This window comes from Bacillus sp. FJAT-18017 (assembly GCF_001278805.1).
In the GTDB taxonomy this organism is placed as follows: Bacteria; Bacillota; Bacilli; order Bacillales; family Cytobacillaceae; genus Bacillus_D.
Genome location: NZ_CP012602.1, coordinates 2,322,808 through 2,341,067, shown reverse-complemented (window position 1 = coordinate 2,341,067; position 18,260 = coordinate 2,322,808). Strand labels below are relative to the sequence as shown.

General features: G+C 42.0%; 19 protein-coding genes. 6 read left to right on the top strand and 13 right to left on the bottom strand.

Features of this window, described 5'->3' with window-relative positions:
* Nucleotides 1-105 precede the first annotated feature (105 nt).
* Nucleotides 106-1,944: a DNA ligase D gene (locus AM500_RS10850; protein ID WP_053599221.1), complete on the top strand. Its 1,839-nt coding sequence runs from the start codon at nucleotides 106-108 to the stop codon at nucleotides 1,942-1,944.
* A gap of 461 nt (nucleotides 1,945-2,405) precedes the next feature.
* Here AM500_RS10850 and dapF read toward each other — a convergent pair whose 3' ends face one another.
* From dapF to AM500_RS10835, 3 genes are all read right to left on the bottom strand, one after another.
* On the bottom strand, nucleotides 2,406-3,389 hold the full coding sequence (dapF, locus tag AM500_RS10845; RefSeq protein WP_442853993.1) for a diaminopimelate epimerase: 984 nt from the start codon (nucleotides 3,387-3,389) through the stop codon (nucleotides 2,406-2,408).
* Between the two features lie 108 nt (nucleotides 3,390-3,497).
* Entirely contained in the window at nucleotides 3,498-4,250 is a 753-nt protein-coding gene (locus tag AM500_RS10840) for a hypothetical protein (protein ID WP_053599219.1), read from the bottom strand.
* 65 nt (nucleotides 4,251-4,315) lie between these two features.
* Nucleotides 4,316-5,173 (bottom strand): patatin-like phospholipase family protein, encoded by an 858-nt coding sequence (locus AM500_RS10835; protein WP_053599218.1) that lies wholly within the window; start codon nucleotides 5,171-5,173, stop codon nucleotides 4,316-4,318.
* Nucleotides 5,174-5,313: 140 nt separating this feature from the next.
* Here AM500_RS10835 and AM500_RS10830 point away from each other — a divergent pair, with 140 nt between their 5' ends.
* The 3 genes from AM500_RS10830 (at nucleotide 5,314) to AM500_RS10815 (ending at nucleotide 8,162) form a co-directional block, all read left to right on the top strand.
* The gene (locus tag AM500_RS10830) at nucleotides 5,314-6,444 is read left to right on the top strand and encodes an amidohydrolase (RefSeq protein ID WP_053599217.1); all 1,131 of its coding nucleotides are present in this window, start codon (nucleotides 5,314-5,316) and stop codon (nucleotides 6,442-6,444) included.
* A gap of 293 nt (nucleotides 6,445-6,737) precedes the next feature.
* Entirely contained in the window at nucleotides 6,738-7,298 is a 561-nt protein-coding gene (locus tag AM500_RS10820; protein WP_053599215.1) for a GNAT family N-acetyltransferase, read from the top strand.
* A 417-nt stretch (nucleotides 7,299-7,715) separates the two neighbouring features.
* The gene (locus AM500_RS10815; protein ID WP_053599214.1) at nucleotides 7,716-8,162 is read left to right on the top strand and encodes an Hsp20/alpha crystallin family protein; all 447 of its coding nucleotides are present in this window, start codon (nucleotides 7,716-7,718) and stop codon (nucleotides 8,160-8,162) included.
* A gap of 8 nt (nucleotides 8,163-8,170) precedes the next feature.
* On the opposite strand, the gene AM500_RS10810 is transcribed toward AM500_RS10815, so the two are convergent.
* Complete coding sequence (locus AM500_RS10810) at nucleotides 8,171-8,434, bottom strand: hypothetical protein (protein WP_053599213.1); 264 nt, start codon at nucleotides 8,432-8,434, stop codon at nucleotides 8,171-8,173.
* Nucleotides 8,435-8,547: 113 nt separating this feature from the next.
* Between AM500_RS10810 and AM500_RS10805 the strand changes: the two genes are divergently transcribed.
* Entirely contained in the window at nucleotides 8,548-8,790 is a 243-nt protein-coding gene (locus tag AM500_RS10805) for a hypothetical protein (RefSeq protein WP_053599212.1), read from the top strand.
* A 442-nt stretch (nucleotides 8,791-9,232) separates the two neighbouring features.
* On the opposite strand, the gene AM500_RS10800 is transcribed toward AM500_RS10805, so the two are convergent.
* The 7 genes from AM500_RS10800 to deoD form a co-directional block, all read right to left on the bottom strand.
* The gene (locus AM500_RS10800; protein ID WP_053599211.1) at nucleotides 9,233-10,069 is read right to left on the bottom strand and encodes a hypothetical protein; all 837 of its coding nucleotides are present in this window, start codon (nucleotides 10,067-10,069) and stop codon (nucleotides 9,233-9,235) included.
* 107 nt (nucleotides 10,070-10,176) lie between these two features.
* Nucleotides 10,177-10,353: a DUF2188 domain-containing protein gene (locus AM500_RS25815; RefSeq protein WP_197282683.1), complete on the bottom strand. Its 177-nt coding sequence runs from the start codon at nucleotides 10,351-10,353 to the stop codon at nucleotides 10,177-10,179.
* 63 nt (nucleotides 10,354-10,416) lie between these two features.
* Entirely contained in the window at nucleotides 10,417-11,337 is a 921-nt protein-coding gene (locus AM500_RS10795; protein ID WP_053599210.1) for a CobW family GTP-binding protein, read from the bottom strand.
* A gap of 23 nt (nucleotides 11,338-11,360) precedes the next feature.
* Nucleotides 11,361-11,747 carry a hypothetical protein gene (locus tag AM500_RS10790; RefSeq protein ID WP_053599209.1) on the bottom strand — a complete coding sequence of 129 codons (387 nt, stop codon included), beginning with the start codon at nucleotides 11,745-11,747 and terminating at the stop codon, nucleotides 11,361-11,363.
* Nucleotides 11,748-12,048: 301 nt separating this feature from the next.
* Nucleotides 12,049-13,551: a lmo1851 family serine protease gene (locus AM500_RS10785; protein ID WP_053599208.1), complete on the bottom strand. Its 1,503-nt coding sequence runs from the start codon at nucleotides 13,549-13,551 to the stop codon at nucleotides 12,049-12,051.
* 850 nt (nucleotides 13,552-14,401) lie between these two features.
* Complete coding sequence (locus tag AM500_RS10780; RefSeq protein WP_053599207.1) at nucleotides 14,402-15,199, bottom strand: M15 family metallopeptidase; 798 nt, start codon at nucleotides 15,197-15,199, stop codon at nucleotides 14,402-14,404.
* Nucleotides 15,200-15,417: 218 nt separating this feature from the next.
* Nucleotides 15,418-16,122 (bottom strand): purine-nucleoside phosphorylase, encoded by a 705-nt coding sequence (gene deoD, locus AM500_RS10775; RefSeq protein WP_043933697.1) that lies wholly within the window; start codon nucleotides 16,120-16,122, stop codon nucleotides 15,418-15,420.
* Between the two features lie 208 nt (nucleotides 16,123-16,330).
* On the opposite strand from deoD, the gene AM500_RS25810 reads away from it, so the two are divergent.
* The gene (locus tag AM500_RS25810) at nucleotides 16,331-16,459 is read left to right on the top strand and encodes a hypothetical protein (RefSeq protein WP_197028435.1); all 129 of its coding nucleotides are present in this window, start codon (nucleotides 16,331-16,333) and stop codon (nucleotides 16,457-16,459) included.
* 192 nt (nucleotides 16,460-16,651) lie between these two features.
* On the opposite strand, the gene AM500_RS10770 is transcribed toward AM500_RS25810, so the two are convergent.
* Nucleotides 16,652-17,422 carry a sporulation protein gene (locus tag AM500_RS10770; protein WP_053599206.1) on the bottom strand — a complete coding sequence of 257 codons (771 nt, stop codon included), beginning with the start codon at nucleotides 17,420-17,422 and terminating at the stop codon, nucleotides 16,652-16,654.
* A complete protein-coding gene (locus tag AM500_RS10765; protein WP_053599205.1) occupies nucleotides 17,409-18,230 on the bottom strand; it encodes a serine/threonine protein kinase in 822 nt (273 codons plus the stop codon). Before AM500_RS10765 ends, AM500_RS10770 begins: the two co-directional genes overlap by 14 nt.
* Nucleotides 18,231-18,260 lie beyond the last annotated feature (30 nt).

Here is an 18,260-nt window from a genome sequence, read left to right as displayed (position 1 = left end):
GCATTTCGCTTATCTTTAGCACAAATGAAAAAACAACAGTTTTGGCTGGATAAATGCAGTTTTTGTAAAGCAGACTAAACTAAAAAGGATTGGGGAACTGTGCCGATGAAGCCCATGCTTCCTGTACTTAGTTTTGAACAACCTGTGCGCCAAGGGTGGTCGTATGAAGTCAAATATGATGGTTTTAGAGCTATGCTTGAATGGACCGAAGAAAGCATCAACATAGTAAGCAGGAACGGAAAGCCGCTCCTCCCTCAATTTCCCGAAATAGACCAATTCCTTTCTTCGCATATAGAGGCTTTTAGACCGTATTTGCCGCTTCTTCTTGATTGTGAGCTTGTTATTCTGGAAAATGAGTATAAAGCAAATTTTTCAGCGATACAGGTCCGAGGCCGGATGAAATCCGAAAACAGAATTCAGGAATCGGCAAAGAAGGTCCCTGCGCGCCTAATGGCTTTTGACCTCCTTATGCTGTCAGGAACAAGTCTTTTGGATAGGGTCTATAGCGATCGGAAAAAACAATTGAACGACTTATTTATAAAAACCGGGCTGCCGGTTAAAGTGAATCCATCTAACCAACAATTGCTTCAATATGTAAAATCCTATAGTGATTTTAATGAAATATGGGAACATGTCTCCCTTCATGACGGCGAAGGAATCGTTGCCAAAGACCCGGCTGGACGATGGGAAGAAGGAAAGCGGACAGACAAATGGGTGAAGTACAAGAATTTCAAGCTGGTAAACTGCTTCCTAATTGCTTTTGAAAAAGCAAATGGTTATTACCATTGCGCTGTTTACAAAGATGAAGAAATTGTTCAAATTGGCCATATTCTTTTTGGCTTGAAGCCTGAGGAAAAACAGGCGCTATCAGCTGTAATCCGGCAGAACAGTACAAATGAGGATAATCGATTTATTTATGTTGAGCCTGCGATTTGCTTTGAAGTAAAATACCTGGAGCTTTATGATGGGGAATTAAGGGAGCCTCATTTTAACAGATTCAGATTCGATTTAAAGCCTGAGGATTGTACGTATGACCATTTTCTTTTTAATCAAAAAAACGCTCCTGAAGATGTAGAGCTAACCCATCCTGATAAGCCAGTTTGGGAAAGTCCGCCTGTTCGAAAAATTGACCTTGTTCATTATTTGAGGGAGGTCTCTCCTTCAATGCTGCCATTTTTACAAAAACGGCTTTTGACAGTTATCCGCTATCCGCATGGAATGTTTGGTGAAGCCTTTTATCAGAAAAATTGTCCTGATTATGCTCCAGATTTCGTCGAGACGCATTTGGATGAGGATATAAATTATATTGTTTGCAATGGGTTGAAAACCCTTGTCTGGCTTGGAAACCAGCTTGCTATCGAGTTCCACATTCCGTTTCGGACGATTGATTCCCAGCCAAATAAAGTGTCCGAAATTGTCCTTGACCTTGACCCGCCTTCCATCGGTGATTTTCAGCTTGCCGTGACAGCTGCTTTGCATATTAAAGAGGTGCTGGACGGGTTGAACCTGACCGGATTCGTCAAAACCTCCGGAAATAAAGGCTTGCAAGTTTATATTCCTCTGCCGGCCAACACATATACGTTTGATGAAACGCGATTGTTTACTGAATTCATAGCCCATTATCTCGTTTCAAAAGAAACTGATCTGTTTACAATAGAACGAATGAAGAAAAACCGCGGAAACAAGCTTTATGTTGACTATGTCCAGCATGCCCACGGCAAAACCATCATTGCCCCGTATTCACCAAGAGGGAACCAGCATGCGGGAGTGGCTGCACCTCTTTTATGGGAAGAGGTTGTTAATGGGCTTGATCCGAAAGAATTCAATTTGCCAAATGTGTTAAAACGGTACAGAAAAATCGGCGACCCTTTCAAGGACTATTTCGCTGCAGGTGAGGAACAGCCTTTTGCTCCGGTACTGGAGTTTTTAAAAAGCACAAAATAGAGCTGGCTTATCGCCGGCTCTTTATACTTTGTTGGAGAATTTCCCTTAAATTATCATTTTCCAATTCGACTATAATACTGATAGCTGCTATATGTTACCGATTTACCGTTTCTCGATTCGAGTCGGGCACATTGATGGTTCTATGTTCCCCGTTTATCGTTTCTCGATATAGTTCGGGCACATAGAGACCTTTCTATTTTACCCGTTTATCGTTTCTCGATATGGTTCAGGCACATAGAGACCGCCCTCTGTTACCTATTTATTGTTTCTCGGCTCAGTTTGGGCACTGACAGCTTTTCTCTGTTACCTATTTATCGTTTCTCTATTCAGTTTGGGCACTGATAGCCCTCTCTGTTACCTTTTTATCGTTTATCGACTGGGCTTAGGCACTGACAGCCTTTCTCTGTGACCTTGCACAAGGATAAAGCCACAAAAGGGATCTGACAATACCCCTTGTTAAATTAATTGTATTGGCTCAGGACTTTCCTCGCTTCTTCCTGCAACAGGGAGTAGCGCTCCTGCTCCCCAAGGTCCACTTGACCGGATACTTCCACGGAATTGGTTTCAAAATCGAACTCCGCTGTTGCCCGGTAAACGAATGTCGCATTGCCAACAAGCTCGATTTTATATGTTTCTTCCTGCTCGCGGACGATACATTCGACCATCCCGCCATCATTGAATACCCTGATCGGTTTTTCAGTCTGATTGTATCCATACAGGCACGTGACCAAAGAAGATGCTGACATGGCGGTGCCGCAAGCATGGGTGAAGCCGACGCCCCTTTCATATGTGCGCACATAAATCTGCCCTGGAGAAAGAGTGCGAACGAAGCTGACATTTACTCCATCTGGAAATAACTCATTCGGCCCATTCACTTTTTCACTAAGTGTCCGCTGAAGGTCACCTGATAATTCAGGCAAACCAACGATGGAAATTAAATGTGGATTCGGAACTGCCAGCGCAGTGAATTCAAGGCTGCTGCTTAATTCAGGAATTTCGCCTTTTACAAGCGTTTCCTGATCCAGCATCAGTGGCAAATTCTTCAACTCAAATAGCACTGGTGAAATTTCCACATTGTAAGTGGAAACTCCCTCAAGGATGTCGGAGTATTTTTTAACAAAGAGATTGGCCTTCATTGTCTCAACAATGGCGGAATCCTTTCCCAGCAGTTCACATAAAAGTCTCGCAGCACAGCGCAGGCCATTGCCGCACATCGATGCTTCGGAGCCATCCGCATTGAATACTCTCATCGCTCCATCAGCAGTTTCACTTTTTTGGAGGAACAAAATGCCATCTGCCCCGGGCCCGTTCTCACGGTCGCAAAGCAATTGGGCTAGCTTTCCCCGTTCTTCATATGTAAAAAGCTCCGGCCTTGAAAATTCGTCAATCAACAGAAAATCGTTTCCGGAACCATGTACCTTAATAAATTCTACTTTCACAAACATACCCCCAACTTATGCTGCTTTTATTCTAATGAAATGTACTGTCAACATTGAATCTTACTTAAAAATTATATAGCTAAAGAATGGCATACCGATAAAATTATTGCAAGGTTAGCGTTCTACGAAAAATTCACGGACAAGCACCGAATAATATAGCAGCTTCTCTTCGTTTGATGAATGATCATTGATTGTAAAAACCGGTGTATTCGGGTCAGGGAATCGCATCCCCCACTCCAGCGGCATGAGTCCTCTCCTAAGCCTTGCGCTATTGCTGCCTTCTGTTTCTACTTTTACATCCATAAAGAACCTTGAACGGGAAACAGACATGAAATCCATGCCATGCGTTTTAGTTAATTGTATTTGGCCTTTCCCATCCTCATACAGTCTTCCAATCCAGTTGCCCCTTGAATTGTATACATCTACCTTTCCCCGGGTGACGTAATAAACAGCCAATGGTTTCATCTCTTCATTACATAATTCGAATTCACGGCGCCGGGAAATGATTTGCTGAAACGAAATTTTCCTGTTCCTGAGCTCGCCATTTTTCACTCCAGTTGGCGAAAACAGAAGAAGACCGGGTGAAAAATGATTGTCATAGAAAACAAGCAGGCTTTTGGCAGTCAATAAGGGATTACTGGTTAAAATGACTGCGGGTTCTGCTTCCTCTGCCAGTCTTGCCTTATTAAGATGGATTTGGTAATAAATCAAACTCATTGCTGCAAAAGGAAGGCATAGCAGCATAACCTGGCGATTGCCAATATAAGCCAAGTTAATGAACACCAATAGAAAAGCAGGCAAGAGAAAGAGGATACTGGAGTTTAAAAAAGCTCTGGCGCTTTCGCTATAATAATCGGATATTTTCATATTCACTCCTAAATTACCCTTTTTCTACTATTCTATTGTCTGCTTGTCCATTTCATGAATGTTCTTTAAGCTTCCTCCACCCACTTTAGTAAGTCATCGCTAAGCAGTTTTGCATCCGTGTACCCCTGCTCGTACAGGTTTGACAATTTTACCGGATCCTTTTCCATCCTCCCCACTTTTAACGGAAGGTTTGGCTGAATGATAAAAACCCTGCCATCCTGTTGTTCTTTTTTCAAATAAGAAACGGTATCATTATATACCTGATATCTCTGGCGAAGGCTGGATTGAAGCCCGCGGTAATCGGGGTATTTACGATTTACTAAAAAACTGAATCGTGACGGCTTTTTCAAATACCCTTCATTTCTTGTTAAAATTACGACGTTTTTCTTAAAGCCTTCTGTTTGTGCTTTCTTAATTGGAATAGGGTCACTTATTCCCCCATCCAAAAGAGTTCTTCCTCCAAACTTAATCTCAGGCGCGATGAATGGAAGCGAACTAGAAGCTTTTAACACTGTAAGCAAATCCGTTCCATAATCGCTTTTCCCAAAATAAATAGGCTCACCTGAAATACAATCTGTTGTTCCTACTACAAATTCTGTGCTGTTTTGATTAAAAGCCTGATAATCATACGGAACCAACTTATTAGGAATTTCATCAAAGATAAAATCCATTCCAAATAACTGCCGGTTCCTCCTGAAGTTTTGCCAGGATAAATAACGGGGGTCCGAAACATAGTCAATATTCACAACCTTGTTCCGCCCTTTTTGCCCGGACAGATAGGATGCTGCATTGCAAGCTCCAGCTGAAACGCCAATGACATAAGGGAACGAAATGCCGTTATCAAGAAAATACTCCAGGACACCAGCTGTATAAACGCCCCTCATTCCTCCCCCTTCAAGTACAAGCCCAATCCCATCTTTCATGTTAAATACACCTCTCTCAACAAGAATTATAGTTGAATCACCGCTCGGAAACAAAGAATGAAACCATAGTAGTTATTTCTTTTCCGCAAGACTCGATACCTGTTAAAATAGAAAAAACTACTCTCGTGGGGTACTAATTAATGGATTCAATATTGTTACGGAACGCGACCATTGTCCCGATTACTTCCGAACCGTTGAAAGGCTTTGACCTGATGGTCCATAAAGGGAAGATTGCTGAAATAGGTAAAAACATTCAGGCACCTGCGGGAACAGCCATCATTGATTGCGGGCTGAATTTCCTGCTTCCAGGATTTATTGATGTCCATACCCATCTTGGGCTGTATGATGAGGGAACTGGCTGGGCCGGTAATGATGCGAACGAAACGATTGAACCGATGACACCCCATATCCGGGCGATTGACGGCGTTTATCCTTTTGATACTGGATTTGCAGATGCTGTCCAGAGCGGAATTACAACCGTCCATGTTATGCCTGGAAGCGCAAATGTCATTGGAGGTACTACAGCTGTCATTAAAACGACAGGGAAAAACATTCAGGATATGATCATTAACCCTCTGGCAGGTTTGAAAATTGCACTTGGCGAGAACCCGAAACGCATACACAGTAATGGCTCAAATGATTCGATTACAAGAATGGGGCTTATGGGTATGTTAAGAGAGGCATTTTATAAGGCTCGGAAATTTGGAGACCCGGAAGACCTGCGCTTTGCACCACTATTAAAGGCATTGAATCGGGAAATACCCGTCCGGATCCATGCGCACAGAGCCGATGATATTATGACCGCCCTCAGGTTTGCACAGGAGTTTGACCTTGACCTCCGGATTGAGCATTGCACTGAAGGACACCTTGTCGCAGATGAAATGGCAGGGCTTGGACTTAAAGTTTCCGTTGGACCGACATTGACAAGAAGGGGGAAAGTCGAACTAAAGAACAAAAGCTGGACCACGTATCAAAGGTTGACAGAAGCAGGTGTTGAAGTCTCAATTACAACCGATCACCCTTACACACCTATTCAATATTTAAATGTATGTGCTGCAATCGCGGTAAGAGAAGGCTTGTCCGAACAAAAAGCACTAGAGGGGATTACCATTCTTCCGGCGAAGAATCTTGGTGTCGACAGCCGCGTAGGCAGCATTGAAAAAGGGAAAGATGCCGATCTTGTGCTCTGGAGCAACCATCCATTTCATTTTCTCGCCAAACCGCTCTGGACTATGATAGATGGCAAATTTGTGTATCAGCGAATTATGTAGAAATTGCTCACAAAATCGCAGAAATTTCCTTTAAAAAACCTATTTATTTTTGGTGAAATTTCTTGTATGATACTTTTTGTAATTAATATTTTTTCTGTTTTACTGCTTATCAACGTTGGTTTTCATACAAATTCATATATGTGCAATGGGAAGGCAAATGGTGCGCCACCAGTCAAGACTGGTCTTAGTGGGTTCGATTCCCACCCCGAAATTTTTTACGCAATTTTAAAAATTTCGAGGGTGGAAATGTTCCTGTCCACAGGACTGGTCTGCCCTGACTGGAGGCTATTTTTATGCTAAAAAAACGCGATCTCAACGATTGCCATGCCCTCTATGACCTAATTACACATCCTGATGTTTTCCCTTATGTACGCCATAAGGCAAATTCATATGATGAGTTTCTGTTTCTGACAAAACAAATCATTGAATCTGAGGAACGCGGCGAGGTTATTTCAAGGACAATTTTGGACGAATGGGGTACGCCAATTGGCACCATCTCCCTCTTCGATGTTTCTGACAATGCAGGTTTCCTCGGTACCTGGCTTGGCAAACCGTATCATGGAAAGGGTTATAACAGCCCAGCCAAGGAAGCGTTTTTCCAGGAAGCCTTTTACGAACTTGGTATAGACACAGTATTCATGCGGATTAGGAAAGCCAATATTCGCTCTATCAAGGCTGCGGAAAAACTCCCCTACACAGTGAAAGCCAATGAAACAAGGCCAGCTTTATATGCGGAGCTGAATGCTGAAGGCGAATTATTTGATCTGTACGAAATCCCTAAAGATCAATATACCTTCCATTTGATGAGGCAGCAGGCTGAAACACAGGAAGAGACACATCTGCTTGAAGCTTAGGTTCTGTTTCTTTGTAGAATCAATAATATTTAAAAATAAAACCGCTGTTGCGGTTTTATTTTTGTTTGTTTACATAATATTATTATTGTTTTGATTTAGCAAATTTTCGGGTTTTTTATAATTTTTATCTCCCGATTGGATGCCTGATAAAAAGCGATGTTTTTTTCCCTTTGAACTTTTTCATTACTCAGCACTCATTACTTCTGAAGTTTTGGTCTAAGTTCAGCAGCTTTGGATGAATTCGGCGGTTTTGAGATTAATTCGGCGATATTAAAATTAATTCGGCGGTTTATACTTAAGCCGGGGAAAAATCATGTGAACTAATTCTTGATTTGAACCTCTAGGCTACTTATCGCATAAGATGTGATAACCGCTCTATTGGGCTGAAGTCCATAAGGTATTGAGAGGATGATCGCCATGTTTCCGTGGGGGAAATTTCCTTTTTCCAAAGATATGATGAAATCGATGAAACCTGAAATGATTGAGCAATATGTGATGGATGCGATTAGCCAGTACATGCCACAGGGCTCTGAAACGGGGCCGATTATTCCAATGCAGCAGGAAGCCCGCCAGCCTGAAGCCTCTAGCAAAATCCAGGCTATGATTTTTGAAACACACGAATTTGTATTTGTAAGAATTCCACTAAAGAATGATTGGTTGGAAAAGATCCGTATCTTCCATACAGCCAATCAATTGATGGTTGAAAATATTCCTGAATCAGGGGATAAAGAGACCTTCATACTGCCCGCGCCAGTTCGAAAAAAAGGCGCTACAGCAGCCTTTATTGACGGGATTCTCGAAATAAAATTCCAAAAACTCACGTCTTCCCATCTTTCAGAAATCCACATTGGTCCCTCTTCATAATGGTGACCTTATAAATTCTCCATGATTTCCACATAGATTTCTAAAAGGCTGGTTTTGTCACTGTCTTTAAGGCTTGAGGCAAGCAGCCTTTTCGATGCTGTGTAAAATTTTTCATACTTACCTTTGCGGACCCTGGGATGGCTATTCTCATCCAATAACTCTCTTCTAATCGCTTCCTTTAACGTCTCCTCACTGTTGAGTAAATTGGATTCCTCCAACTGCCGGTTATTCCAAAGCTTTCTGTATTCTGTTAACAGGTGTTGGTAATCCATTTATAGCACCTTCCTCTTATCTATTTCTTTTTCCGTCACTAGAATTTTACATAGAAGGGAATAAGTTTGCAAAAAATAAAAGGAAATCATTAGACTAGGAGGAAGCGGAACCCATGCCATCACCATACAGATGCCCAAATTGCAAAACAAACCGAAGCAGGTTTACCATCATCGAACAGGTCCCGCGCGCCGTCAAGCTGGACCCTTCAACTGGCTCAATTGACAGGGAATATAATGAGGGTGAATTAGAACCATTCCATCTCGCTTACAATGGGCCAGAGGTCCGAATACAGTGTGGAACATGCGGACTGATTGAAGACGAAAGAACCTTTGTCCAATTCGGACGGTTACCTTAACATAAGCGAAGCACCCAGAGGAGGAAGGCCAGTAAGCCTCTCGCGGCTGGGTGCTTTCGGTATAGTGAGCAAAGGAAATCAGTGTTGATAATATAAGGCTGTCCAAGTAACTACTGGGCAGCCTACCAGAACATATTTAACTAATCGTTACCTAGCTCAATCTGTGGATTAAGTGCAATTATCCAGGCTAGCCGCTACCTTTGTTAAATTAGCCAATAGTCGGGTCTAAACCAAAGTTTTATTATACACCTCATTGGTTACATTTTGGGTGACTTCAGAACTCAAAACGGTGCCAATAAAGCCTATTGGCTGCATTTCAACTAAATTTTGAACCCAAAATGTAGCCAATACAGCTCATTGGTTACATTTCAGTTAACTACAGAACCCAAAGTGTGACCAATACACCCTTTCGCATTTTTCAGAACAACTTGAATGAACCCCGTTATTCATCAACGTTATCCCGATCCACTAAAAACGGATTATCCTCAAGGAAGGCGTGAGAGTCGACTTTCCATGCGCTAGCAGGAGATGGCCGGAACAAGTGGATTTCCGTCTCTTCAACCACTCTTCCTTCCCCTTCAATTTGCCATTCAATTTCAACTGGTACATTCACCGTTAATTCATCCTGCAAATCCTCTGCCGGGAGGAGCGGCAACCGGGCTATCTTTGCGTTCTCAACATTCTTCAGGATTGGCTGCCAGTTCGTTTTCTTCAATGAGAGCAGGGAGAGAATGCGTTTATCTTGTTCTTTATACCCTGCAACATAGTAGGATACAGTTTCGACAGGACTAGCATTGGCAAGCAGCATATTAAGCTTGCCACCGGCTTTATACACCATCAATTTATGGGATAGGTCCATTTCCCGTCTTCTGTGTGTAGAGCTTTTGTTAAAATGAATGCAAAAATGACCTGGGAATTTATTTTGCAGAGCACCTGCTCCGTGCGGCATTCCGTTCATCGATGCAGCAATCTTCTTATTCCCTTTTACAGCGTAGATAGCCCTTCTTTTCCAGCTCCATTTTCCACCGTATATTTTTTTCATGATTTTTGTATCTTTTGCTGTTAAAGGCTGGACATCCGCGTGCCTGCTTCCGGCTCTTCTTTGCACATTGAAAGAAAGGCCAGTTTCAACGTCAACGACAGTAAATTTACTATACCTGGGAAAGACTTGTCTTGCCTCATCCCATGGTGTCATCGCTGCGCCCCGCTTTACAGCTTCTATCTCGGGAGAAAAACTTAGGGAGATTATAATCACTAACAGACCAATTCGTTTTAACACAGGAATCCACCCATCCGGTTAAAATTTACTATAAAAGTTTGCCACCAAGCCCATCGCTTCATTACATGAAAATGCCTCCATCTTAATGGAAGATGGAGGCAGCGAATTTATTCTTTTCCATGATTCTCAAAATATTCTCTAGCCTTATCTATCCCGATGGCAATTGCCTTTCCCTCATCGTTGTCGTCCTCAAGAATGGCATTTGCAATTTCAATCGCCTTTTCCCGGACTTCGGGATCGAGATTTTTCATTGAGGCAGGGTAATCATTCTTTGACCAAGGCATAACTTCAACAACTCCTTTAAAGGGATGATTTAAGGTTCAATACCCCTTTAAAAAGAAGCCAAACTATTCGCCCTTCTCCAACGCCTTCAGTCCGTTGCTGACCGATTCCCAGTCAATTCCTTCGCCTATAAACACCATATTGAGGGGAAGATTCATATACTCTTTCATATAGGATGGCATTCCATACGAATATTGAAACAGCTCTGGAAAACTGGCGCCCTTAAATTTAACATATCCTTTTATCCGGTAAATTGAATCAGGAAGGCTCCGTAAAAATTGTTCAAAGTCCTCCCTTTGAACTCCAGCTGAAAAGGTATGTACATATGTACCAAGACCAAGATCTTTTGTATGGATATGTGTATGTTTTCGTTCACCCGGAAGAAGGGTAATTGCCCTAATATCCTTTAAGGGCACCTTTGAAAAATCAGTTAGCACACACTTGGCGTGTGAATTAAGTCCCTGGATGCTGGTTATAGCATCAGCTTGTTGTTTTTCTGATAAATCACTTGCTTTATTAACAATCAAATAATCAGCATGTCTCACCTGTTCGAGCAGCAGCTGCTGCAGCTGCGGCCCAAGGGATACCCTGTCAAGCCACCTCTGGCCATCAACAGTCGTAATAATACCTTTTGGTATGATTTTATCCGCGAAAAGAGGTGAAACAAGTGCATCAAGGATTTCGACTGGATGTGCGGCACCTGTTGTTTCAACATAAATTGAATCAGGCTTCTCCAACTGCAGCAAACCCTGAAGCTGAGCTTCCACCTGGCCGCTCATCGTGCAGCAAATGCAGCCGCCCAGTAATTCCTTCAGTGCCACATCCTCCCCGACGGCATCGGAATCGATGGAAACAGCTCCGAGTTCATTCATCATGACAGCAACTTTCCTGCCATTTTTCTTTTCATCTTCAAGCAGCCTTTTTAACAATGTCGTTTTGCCACTGCCAAGGAAACCCGAAAGAATATAGATTTCTGTTTTACCCATATTTGCTTTTTCCTCTCTGTTAATTAATCTTCCAGCATTTCTAGTACCATGGCCCGAAGGACTTCTTCAAGTTCGTTTAAATTTTTGTCCGTCAAGTAACCGGTCTTTTGGAACCATTCCTCCTTACATTTCCAGATAGGAATATATCCATTCGGAAAATAATCTTCATCCTGCTCGATACCGATTTCAATGAAAGATTCATATTCATCCTCAAAGCAATCCTTATCCGCCTTCCGGTTGCCTTTTTGCGTCCTCATTAGTTCCAGAACCAATTGTTGTTCTCGTTCCTTAAAGTGGGGCTGGTATTCATTGCAAACAGATATACATACCTGAACGCACCCTGCCTCCAGGTTTTTAATTTCTTCCTTAAGCTTATTATCAAAATGGATGATATGTTTCAGCTTTCTCACCCCGTTTTTCCATTCTTATCATAAAAGGACACTTTTTTGGCAGCTGGCCCTATTTTTCCATTTAAAAGACTGTTTTAATTGTCCATTCGATGTTGCATCGTTTGAAGTTCTTACGTTTCTTACTATCTAAACAGTCATTTTATAGCATTTATCCCACGCTTACAAACCAAACGACCCGCCTCTCCCATTTACCAGTAAAAGTCCAAATACCACATATTTATACCGGACGGGCAAACCGAGCTTCGGATTTCTTCCCTTTACTATCAAGAGAAAACCCCGGCATTGGCTGCCGGGGCTGGAATTACTTCATTTCTTTTTTCAATACTTCAATTGCTTTCTCTAATTGTGGATCTTCCTTCTGGATTTTTTCCTGAAGAAGCTGAATGATTTTTATTGTTGTTTGATCCGTAACAACACCAGTTTGTTCAAGTTTATTTGCTGCCTGGAACGCTTTTACAGCGGCAGTTGTTTTCCCGTCGAAGAAACCATTTTCACTGCCTGGATCATAGCCCAAAGCCTTTAACATTTGCTGGGCAACCTTCACGTTTTCAGAAGAATCGCCTTGTTTCAGTTTAAGCCTTGGATCAAGGTATGGAAGGCTATAGTAGGCTGGTAGCTCCACCTTATAATCCGGCTCAATTCCCTTTTTGTGAATCCAATTGCCCTTAGGTGTCAGCCACTTGGCCGTTGTGAATTTTACATTCGAGCCATCAGGGAAATCCTGTGCGGTCTGGACGGTTCCCTTTCCGAATGACTTTTGTCCAACAAGCGGGATATTGGCTGATTCTTTTACAGCACCTGCAAGGATTTCAGATGCACTTGCACTTCCGCTGTCAATGAGGACGACCATCGGATAATCAGGTTTGTCTTCACCTTTGGATTTATAATCCTGCGTGTTTCCATTTCGGTCTTCTACCTTGAAGAGGATTTCACCCTCTGGTACAAACATACTTGATATGGCAATAGCCTGATCAAGCAGGCCTCCCGGGTTCTGTCTTACATCCAGAACGAGTCCCTTCATCCCTTGCTTCTTAAGGTCCTTCAGCATTGCCGTCAGTTCATCGTACGTGTTTGTTGAGAATGTTGTTACCTGGACCCTTGCAATTCCATCCCCAACCATTTCACCATATACAGTTTCAATCGGAATCTCATCGCGAATAATAGGTACTTTTATTGTACTCTCGGAGCCAGGCCTTTGAATGGTTAATTCCACCTTCGTGCCTTTTTCACCCCGAATCAGCGCGACAGCTTCTGTTGACGTAAATCCTTGTATGCTCTTGCCATCTACCTCAAGAACAACATCCTTTGGTTTCAAGCCGGCTTTTTCAGCTGGCGAACCCTTTAACGGGGATACAATCATGATATGACCGTCTTTTTCCTGTATCTCAGCCCCAATTCCTTCAAATGAAGATTCGACGCTATGATGGAATTGCTCGGCAGCTTCCTCATCCATATACGAAGAATACGGATCGTCAAGTGACTTGATCATGCCGTTGATTGCACCATCTACAAGCTTGTCATTATCCAGATCTTCAAAATACCCTTTCTGAAGGATATCGTAAGCTCTATAAAGCTTTTCAAATTCATCCCGCTCCTGGCTTCCGCCAATCACAACCGGAGGGGTATTGTCCCCGTTCGAAGTCGCAAAAGCTGTTATTCCTGCTGTCAAAACAACCAGGAACACTAGAAGCATTAAAAAGTAGGACCTTTTCATCCGAATATGTACCGGCTGCTTCACTTGCTCTTGCGGCTGATCCTGCTCCTGTATTTGATTTTGTTCATCCACAGCTTTCACCACTTCCATTTTCCGTAAATAGTATAGAAACTCTTATCATTTAGAATACCATCTTTTCCCGATAATGAAAAAAGAAATATTCTTGAAGGTTTACCTTAATATATCACGATCGAGAAACTATCTTGAAACGATTTCAAATTCTTATGTAAAAAAGAATCCAGCTTTTTTCCTGAATAGAAGGTCTTTTTCCAACAGAAATCCTTCCCTGATCATCTCCAACACACATCGAACATGATTGGCTAGATTCGGATTCTAAAAAGAGTTGGGTGCCCTTCCTCCTTACTACCTTGGTTTCCAATAAATGTCTAAATGCTCATATACATGCAAAAATGGCTCATATGAGACTCATATCCGCGGTAAATTGGCTCATATATTTTCAGGGAACTTCATATTAAGTTCGTCATTTTCCAATAAATGTCTAAATGCTCATATACATGCAAAAATGGCTCATATGAGGCGCATATCCACGGTAAATTGGCTCATATATATTTTAGAGAACTTCATACTAAGTTCGTCGTTTTCCAATAAATGTATAAATACTCATATACATGCAAAATGGCTCATATATTTTAAGAGAACTTCATACTAAGATTCTCATTTTCCAATAAATGTCTAAATGCTCATATACATGCAAAAATGGTTCATATGAGGCTCATATCCGCGGTAAATTGGCTCATATATTTTAAGAGAACTTCATACTAAGTTCGTCATTTTCCAATAAATGTATAAAAGCTCATATACATGCAAAAATGGCTCATATAAGGCTCATATCCGCGGTAAATTGGCTCATATATTTTTGGGGACTAATCAGCGTTCACTTAATCCGCAAAAACGAAAAGGAACCTGCTAGAGGTTCCTTTTAAATTTTCTCCACTTCCTGGAAATACTCCTCCAAAGTCCAGTTGTTTTCAAACATTGTCTTGGCCGCTTCCTGACCAACATAACGATAATGCCATGGTTCATACTGGTAGTTGGTTATTTCTTCCTTGCCCTTAGGATAACGAAGGATGAATCCGAATTTATGGGCATTCGCCATCAGCCATTTTCCTTCCTTCGTTTCACCGAATTCTTCAGTTAAATTCAAGTTTGTTGCCCTGCTCGCAATATCCATTGTGAGCCCTGTTTGGTGCTCACTCTGGCCAGGCAGCGCGACAACCTCTTTCGCTTTTTGTTCACCGATATTTGCAACCTCGGCATCGAATAATGACTTTTGGCGAATATACGAGCGATAGCCAGAAACTGCAAAAATCTCAATATTCTCCTGCTTGGCCTGTGCAAACAGTTTTTCGAGCGCTACAGCAGCTTCCTTTCTCATTAAGCTTTTTTCAACATCAGTTTCCCCAAAAGAAAATGGGACATTCGGCCGTACGAGGTCATTTGGCTTGTAATGGCCTGGCAAAGAAAATTCTTTATTCACCAGGGCAAGAATGTTTTCAGGATTCATGATTTCTTTTTTACCGCTTGTTTCCTGAATCTGATTAAAATACGCAGCCTCTAGAACTGGGCCATCATAAGTAGTTTGTTCTTTCTCTTTTTCAGTTGGCGTTTCCGTATCTATATTCTTTTCTTTAGAGAATGGATTTTTAAGAATCGACTCAACTTGGCTGCAGCTTGTTAAAAGAAGACTACTGCAGAGTAGAATTGCTAGTTTTTTCAAGTGATCACCTGCGTTTCAATTTAAAGCGAATTTATCTATTGTAGTATAAGCCCCCAGCTTGTACAGAGCAAGGGGAGGCATTCCCTTTCCAGCATTTCACTGTTGGTCACAAGTTATACATTGTGAAAGCCTAGTAGACTGTATACCCTGCTGTATATAATAAAAACTTTTATCAAAAAAGAAAAGGCTCTCACAGAGGAGAGCCAATGTCATCCAAACTATTCCTTAATAGCGGCTTCAAGTGCCACTTCAATCATTTCATTAAAAGTCGTCTGGCGCTCTTCTGAAGATGTTGCTTCACCAGTCAGAATGTGGTCACTTACAGTCAGAATGGACAATGCTTTACGGCCATATTTCGCTGCAAGCGTATATAGAGCTGTTGTCTCCATTTCAACAGCAAGAACTTGATACTTGGCAAGTTTTTCAAGGTCGCCATGATCATTGTAAAACAAGTCTGCTGTGAATACGTTTCCGACACGAAGGTTTAAACCTTTTTCCAATCCCGCATCATAGGCATTCCGAAGCAGCTCAAAGTTTGCATGAGGGGCAAAATCGATACCGCCGAACTCAAGTTTGTTGATTTGTGAATCGGTGGAAGAAGTCATCGCAAGGATAACATCCCTGACCTTTACATCCTTTTGGATAGCCCCGCAAGTACCAACGCGGATAAGGGTTTGTGCATTATAGCTTTCAAGCAGCTCGTTTGCATAAATCGAAATGGATGGAACACCCATTCCAGTACCCTGGACTGAGATTCTCTTTCCTTTATATGTACCAGTAAAACCAAACATATTTCTTACTTCGTTATAGCACGTTGCACCTTCAAGGAAGGTTTCAGCAATATATTTTGCCCTGAGTGGATCTCCAGGTAGCAGTACTATTTCCGCGATTTCATTTTCTTTGGCACCAATGTGAATACTCATCTTAATCCTCCTAGAATTAAAAGTATGATGTCTAACAACTTATCTATCATAGCATATATTGGAGCATTTTTAAAACGTTTACTTAGCCGATGGATGGAGAATTCCTGACGGGGCAAACTATTTATAGCATAGCCTCTTCTTGGGAAGATATTCTTTGTTAACACCATTATCCAGGCATGCTGCAATTAAAACCTTAGGAGGTATGTAAATGGGTAAAAAGCACAGAAATCGTATAAACTCACCTAAAAAGAATAACCATATTCCTCCGGAAGCAATAATTGCCGAACATGAGGCACATGCCAAAGAGTATTCGGCCAAAAAACGCAAGAACACATAAGAAAAGTGCAAGCGAATCGAGACAGGCAAAGTGCGCCTGTCTCTGTAATGTTTATTTACAGAAGCTTCCCTTAGTGGTCAGCGTCCGCACGAGTAAATCGATTTTGACTTATCGTAATAATGGGACAGAAGTATACTTGGCAGCTGAGTTAGACAAAAAAAGAGGGTGGGTCTCCCCATCCTCTTAAATAACTTATGAATATCGTTCAATAATCGATTGAAGTTTTTGCCTGACGTAAGGCGCTTCTGAAGGTGTAACAACGAAGCGGACGTTTGATTCATCCGTTGACAGTGCTTCAGATAAAAAGCCTCCAAATCCCCGGGCACGGCGGTCAACCTGCATCAACACTTCAATATCACCATGACTGTTTGGAATGAGGACTACTTCCAATTCATCAAGCCTTCCCCTGAACTGTCCGCCAACAGGAACAAATTCAAACTCCTGCACGAACGGCAGCCTTACACGCATCCGGCGCGGCGCCTGTTCGCAATCTGCTTCCCTCAGCCTGAATCCCAGCTCCTCAACAGCTGAGAGAATTGCGGACATCGTCGGATTTGGAGCAACCCGAATGTAATCAGTATCTGTTGGATCAATCGCATTTTTTATATCAAGCCCTGTTGAAAGCCAGATCTTTGAACGTCCAATCGTGACCGGTGTATCAAGAGGCAGCCTGAATGAGAAAGGAAGTTCCTTTTTTTCACCTGGTTTAATGATGAATGGATCCGCTACCTTAAAGCGGTCGATACATGCATTAACACTGTATTTTTTATCATCGGATTCCTTTAAATATGTAGTATTTAATGACAAATAAATTGAATCAATGCTTTGTTCAGTGCTCCCTCCAGTAATAACAACCACACCTTTAACAGTTTCACCCGGTGTAAGTGTATCCTTTTCCAGCCTCGTATCAACCTTAGAAGCTCCAATCCCAACCGATGCAAGCATCTTATTAAATAATGACATTCTCCTTCTCCTCCTCATTTATCAATCGACTAATGTCTATTTGAACTTCACTGCAACTACTATATTCGCCATCGATTTTTAAAAGCCTTTTAATAATCGCCCTTGCCTGTTGAGAAATATCAAGTTCTTCTGCCCAGCTTTGTTCCTTCTGTCCAGGTGCCGGACTATAGGAGGAATAAAGAAGGAAAAGGATAAAGTGGCCCAACCCATAGAAATCAGCCTGTACATTCCTTTCCTTTCGAGGATGATATTTTTTAAAAAAGGCATGCCCCTTTGCCATCACAGCGGTTTGTGCCAGGCCCAAATCAAGTAAATAGATTCTGTCTTTACTCTGGATTACATTCGGAATCCTTACGTCCCGGTGGATAATTCCTTGCTGATGCAGTCCGTATAGGATGTCAAGAATTTCACTTGCAACCTCGAATGCCTGCCTTTCGTCGAATGAACGGCCTTCCTCAAAGATGATTTGTTCAAAATTCTTGCCTTCAACCAATTCCATTGTATAATACGGTTTTCCTTCATGCTTCCCGCTATCATAATAAGCTGGTACCCCAGATGTTTGAATCTTTTGCAAAAATTCCTTTTCCCTTTCAAATCCAGCTTTTCCTGAGCGGGAAATACGTTTATGCAAGCGGAGCGCCTTCAAGGCAACCTGACTTCCGGTTTCTTGATCAATCACCTGATAGGTGTGGCCATATCCTCCAGTTCCGAGCAAGCGGACCACCGTGTATCGTTCAGCTACAAGTGTACCGGGTGGAAATGGCTTTTCGAACAGATGGGATAAAAAAAGAATAAGCCTTTTCAGCAAATTGAGAACCTCCCTTTAATGCCTCCTGTT

What these genes read in the sequence shown, in the direction of transcription:
- AM500_RS10850 (WP_053599221.1), top strand. Translation starts at nt 106, where the DNA reads ATGAAGCCCATGCTTCCTGTACTTAGTTTTGAACAACCTGTGCGCCAA.
- dapF (WP_442853993.1), bottom strand. Translation starts at nt 3,389, where the DNA reads ATGTTTGTGAAAGTAGAATTTATTAAGGTACATGGTTCCGGAAACGAT.
- AM500_RS10840 (WP_053599219.1), bottom strand. Translation starts at nt 4,250, where the DNA reads ATGAAAATATCCGATTATTATAGCGAAAGCGCCAGAGCTTTTTTAAAC.
- AM500_RS10835 (WP_053599218.1), bottom strand. Translation starts at nt 5,173, where the DNA reads ATGAAAGATGGGATTGGGCTTGTACTTGAAGGGGGAGGAATGAGGGGC.
- AM500_RS10830 (WP_053599217.1), top strand. Translation starts at nt 5,314, where the DNA reads ATGGATTCAATATTGTTACGGAACGCGACCATTGTCCCGATTACTTCC.
- AM500_RS10820 (WP_053599215.1), top strand. Translation starts at nt 6,738, where the DNA reads ATGCTAAAAAAACGCGATCTCAACGATTGCCATGCCCTCTATGACCTA.
- AM500_RS10815 (WP_053599214.1), top strand. Translation starts at nt 7,716, where the DNA reads ATGTTTCCGTGGGGGAAATTTCCTTTTTCCAAAGATATGATGAAATCG.
- AM500_RS10810 (WP_053599213.1), bottom strand. Translation starts at nt 8,434, where the DNA reads ATGGATTACCAACACCTGTTAACAGAATACAGAAAGCTTTGGAATAAC.
- AM500_RS10805 (WP_053599212.1), top strand. Translation starts at nt 8,548, where the DNA reads ATGCCATCACCATACAGATGCCCAAATTGCAAAACAAACCGAAGCAGG.
- AM500_RS25815 (WP_197282683.1), bottom strand. Translation starts at nt 10,353, where the DNA reads ATGCCTTGGTCAAAGAATGATTACCCTGCCTCAATGAAAAATCTCGAT.
- AM500_RS10795 (WP_053599210.1), bottom strand. Translation starts at nt 11,337, where the DNA reads ATGGGTAAAACAGAAATCTATATTCTTTCGGGTTTCCTTGGCAGTGGC.
- AM500_RS10785 (WP_053599208.1), bottom strand. Translation starts at nt 13,551, where the DNA reads ATGGAAGTGGTGAAAGCTGTGGATGAACAAAATCAAATACAGGAGCAG.
- deoD (WP_043933697.1), bottom strand. Translation starts at nt 16,122, where the DNA reads ATGAGTATTCACATTGGTGCCAAAGAAAATGAAATCGCGGAAATAGTA.
- AM500_RS25810 (WP_197028435.1), top strand. Translation starts at nt 16,331, where the DNA reads ATGGGTAAAAAGCACAGAAATCGTATAAACTCACCTAAAAAGAATAAC.
- AM500_RS10770 (WP_053599206.1), bottom strand. Translation starts at nt 17,422, where the DNA reads ATGTCATTATTTAATAAGATGCTTGCATCGGTTGGGATTGGAGCTTCT.